Below are 3,640 nucleotides of genomic sequence, written 5' to 3'. Positions count from 1 at the left end.
ATCACGCTGTTCGCCGTGGCCGCAATGAACGCCTGGAAGGTTGAGGATATCCGGATCGTCCAGCTGGGCGACAGCTTTCCTTTGGGCAAGTACGAGGTCACCCTTAACGCGGTAAACGAAGTTCAGGGCCCGAATTACACGTCCACCATGGCCGATATGACCGTGCGGCGCGGCGGCACCGAAGTGGCGCGTTTGTTCCCGGAAAAGCGGTTCTACCCGGTGGCGCAGATGCCGACGACCGAGGCAGCGATCAACTATGCCTTCACCCGCGACATCTATCTGGTGATTGGTGACGCACAATCCGGCGGCGGCTGGGCGGTGCGCAGCTACATCGAACCCTTCGCCAACTGGCTTTGGGGCGGGGCCGGGCTGATGGCACTTGGCGGAGTGATCAGCCTTACAGACCGGCGCTACCGGGTGGCCGCGGGCGCGCGGCGGGCGCGGGTGGCGGGGGTGCCTGCGGAATGATCCGCCTGCTGGCTCTGCTGATCTGCCTTGCCACACCCGTGCTTGCAGTGCAGCCGGATGAGATTTTGCCCGACGCCGCGCTTGAACAGCGGGCACGCGCGATTTCGCGCGATATCCGCTGCCCGGTGTGTCAGGGCGAATCGATCGACGATTCCTCCGCCCCGATCAGCCGCGATCTGCGGATCATCATCCGCGAACGGCTGGTCGCGGGCGACAGCGATACCGAAGTGATCGACTATGTGGTTGCGCGCTATGGCGAATTCGTACTGTTCAACCCCCGGGCCGAGGGGTCCAACCTCATCCTTTGGCTGGCCGGTCCGGCGCTGTTGCTGGCAGGCACAGCCATCGCGGTTGCGACCCAGCGCCGCCGCAAGGCAGTGCCGGACGCAGACCTGTCGCAGACCGAAGAGGCGCGACTGAAGGAAATCCTCAAAAGCTGACGCCGCGTCGTGGTTGGGGGTTCGGCACTGTGCTTCTATGCTTGCCGGCAAAGCGGGGGGCAGGATGGTCTATCAGACACTCAAGGTTACCGAGGCGGATGGTGTGGCGACGATCACGCTGAACCGTCCCGACATCATGAATGCCCTGTCCCGGCAGATGCGGGCCGAGTTGACGCAGGCGCTGCGCGCCGCCCATGCGCAGCGCTGCATCGTGCTTGCCGGGGCCGGGCGGGCGTTCTGTTCGGGCCAGGATCTGACCGATGCGCAGGCGCTTGGGGCTTTCGATGTCGAAGCCACGCTGCGCGATGAATATGAACCGATGCTGCGCGCGATCACCGATGCGCCGGTGCCGGTGATTGCAGCGGTCAACGGTGTGGCGGCGGGGGCGGGGGCCAACCTTGCGCTGGCCTGCGATGTGGTGATCGCTGCCGAGTCTGCCAGTTTCATCCAGGCCTTCACCCGGATCGGCCTGATCCCGGACGCCGGTGGCACATATTCACTGCCGCGCCAGATCGGCATGGCGCGGGCCATGGGTGCCACCCTGTTCGCCGAAAAGATCAGCGCGCGGCAGGCCGCCGACTGGGGCATGATCTGGGAAGCTGTGCCCGATGCGGAATTTCCTGCCGTGGTTGCGGCGCGGGCGGCGACGCTGGCAATGGGGCCGACACTGGCCTATGCCGCGTTGAAGACTGCACTGCGCGGCAGTTTTGAACGTGACATGCCCGCGCAACTGGCACTGGAAGCGCGGTTGCAGGGCAAATGCGGGGCCAGCGACGATTTCCGCGAAGGCGTGGCGGCTTTTCTGGGCAAGCGACCGCCTGCTTTTACGGGCCGGTAGATTTGTCACTTTGCAGAAAACGGAACCGATTGTTCAATGACGCGTTGCAGTTTTGTAACAATCAGTGGTCATCATGTGGACAAGGATTTTTCTTGAAGTTCTGCGCAGGGGCATCCGCACCGGTCATTTGACGCTGACCCTGCCTGACGGCGCAACCCATCTGATCGGACCCGGAGATGGCCCGGACGTGGCAATAACAGTCCATGATCCGGATTTCCCCCGAAAGTTCATCTTCGCCCCAGAGGTCGCTCTGGGGGAGGCTTATGTCGATGGCCGCATCACTCTTGCCGGTGATGACATCGAAAGCTTTCTGACCTTTGCCATCCGCAACGGACGTGGCCGGAAATTGCCTTTCCCGCTTGGTGCGCTGGGGTATTTGCGGAAACGGACGCGGTCATGGACCATCTGGAACCACGTCGGCGTGTCGCGGCGCAACGTGGCACACCACTACGATCTGTCGGGCGAGCTGTATGATCTGTTCTTGGATGAAACCAAGCAATACACCTGCGCCTACTTTCGCCGCCCCGAGATGACCCTGGAAGAAGCGCAGGCGGCAAAGATGGCGCATATCGGTGCGAAGCTGTTGATCAAGCCGGGCATGCGGGTGCTGGATATCGGCTGCGGCTTTGGCACGCTGGCGATTGCGCTGGCGCGGGATCACGGCGCGCAGGTGCTTGGCGTGACCCTGTCCAAGGTGCAACTGGCCGAGGCGCGGCGGCGTGCAGCGGCGGCCGGGTTGTCCGGTCAGGTGGAGTTTCGCCTGCAGGATTACCGGGCGGTACCAGAGGTGTTCGACCGGGTGGTGTCGGTCGGCATGATGGAACATGTCGGCCTGCCACATCTGGGCACGTTCTTTCGCCGGGTGTCGGAGTTGATGACACCTGATGGTGTGGCACTGATCCACTACATCGGGCGCTGGTCGCCACCTGACGTGATCTCGCCCTGGTTCAACAAGTACATTTTCCCCGGCGCTTACTGCCCGACGATCTCCGAGGCGATGCGGGTGGTGGAAAAAACCGGGATGATCCTGTCGGACCTGGAGGTATGGCGCGGCCATTACGAGCGCACCTTGCAGGAATGGCTCATCCGCTTTGACCGCAACATCAACCGGGTGCGGGCGCTGTATGACGAACGTTTCATCCGGATGTGGCGCTATTACCTGCAATCGGCCGAGCTGAGTTTTTCCGAAGCGCATCTGGTGATCCACCAGCTGCAGCTTGCCAAGGGCCGCACCACGGTGCCCGGCACGCGCGACTACCTCTACCCCGCAACCAACGCCTAGACGCCCCGCGCCAGTGCCGCAACCCCGGTCCGGGCGATCTCCACCAGGCCAAGCGGGCGCATCAGATCGGCGAAGGCGTCGATCTTTTCCGGGGTGCCGGTCATCTCAAACACGAAGCTTTCCAGCGTGGAATCCACCACATTCGCCCGGAAAATCTCGGCCAGTTGCAGCGCCTCGACCCGCGCCGCCCCGGTCCCTGCGACCTTCAGCAGCGCCAGTTCCCGCTGCACGCTCGGCCCGTCGGCGGTCAGGTCGTGGACCTCATGCACCGGCACCATCCGGCGCAACTGCGCCTCGATCTGGTCGATCACCTGCGGCGTGCCGCGCGTGACGACGGTTATGCGCGAGCGGTGCCCCTCATGATCAACTTCCGCGACCGTCAGACTGTCGATGTTGTAGCCACGCCCCGAGAAAAGCCCGATGACCCGTGCGAGGACCCCGCTTTCGTTGTCGACGATGACCGCGAGCGTGTGCTGTTCGATCACCTCGGCGTTGGGGTCGCGGAGGTCGTAGGCGGAGTGGCTGCTGGAGCCTTTTTTGATGTTCAGGGGGGACATTACAGTTGTTCTCCGTTTTCTCTGCATTGGTCTTGGCAAAGGTGCATTCAATCAC

General features: G+C 63.2%; 5 protein-coding genes. 4 read left to right on the top strand and 1 reads right to left on the bottom strand.

What is annotated here, in order from left to right:
- The 4 genes from RMO18_RS01685 to RMO18_RS01670 all read left to right on the top strand — a co-directional run.
- The coding region (locus RMO18_RS01685; RefSeq protein WP_309663549.1) for a cytochrome c-type biogenesis CcmF C-terminal domain-containing protein at positions 1-468 on the top strand (468 nt) is incomplete at its 5' end.
- Positions 468-908, top strand: a complete 441-nt coding sequence (locus tag RMO18_RS01680; RefSeq protein WP_405053987.1) for a cytochrome c-type biogenesis protein CcmH — start codon at positions 468-470, stop codon at positions 906-908. The genes RMO18_RS01685 and RMO18_RS01680, both read left to right, overlap by 1 nt.
- 64 nt (positions 909-972) lie before the next feature.
- Positions 973-1,746: an enoyl-CoA hydratase-related protein gene (locus RMO18_RS01675; protein WP_309663546.1), complete on the top strand. Its 774-nt coding sequence runs from the start codon at positions 973-975 to the stop codon at positions 1,744-1,746.
- A gap of 73 nt (positions 1,747-1,819) precedes the next feature.
- Positions 1,820-3,028, top strand: a complete 1,209-nt coding sequence (locus RMO18_RS01670) for a cyclopropane-fatty-acyl-phospholipid synthase family protein (RefSeq protein ID WP_309663544.1) — start codon at positions 1,820-1,822, stop codon at positions 3,026-3,028.
- Here RMO18_RS01670 and ilvN read toward each other — a convergent pair.
- Positions 3,025-3,585: an acetolactate synthase small subunit gene (gene ilvN, locus RMO18_RS01665; protein WP_309663542.1), complete on the bottom strand. Its 561-nt coding sequence runs from the start codon at positions 3,583-3,585 to the stop codon at positions 3,025-3,027. The genes RMO18_RS01670 and ilvN overlap by 4 nt on opposite strands.
- Between the last annotated feature and the right edge of the window lie 55 nt (positions 3,586-3,640).

Source organism: Tabrizicola sp. (assembly GCF_031377265.1).
Lineage (GTDB): Bacteria > Pseudomonadota > Alphaproteobacteria > Rhodobacterales > Rhodobacteraceae > JAUYQR01.
This window is presented reverse-complemented; position numbering and strand designations above follow the sequence as displayed.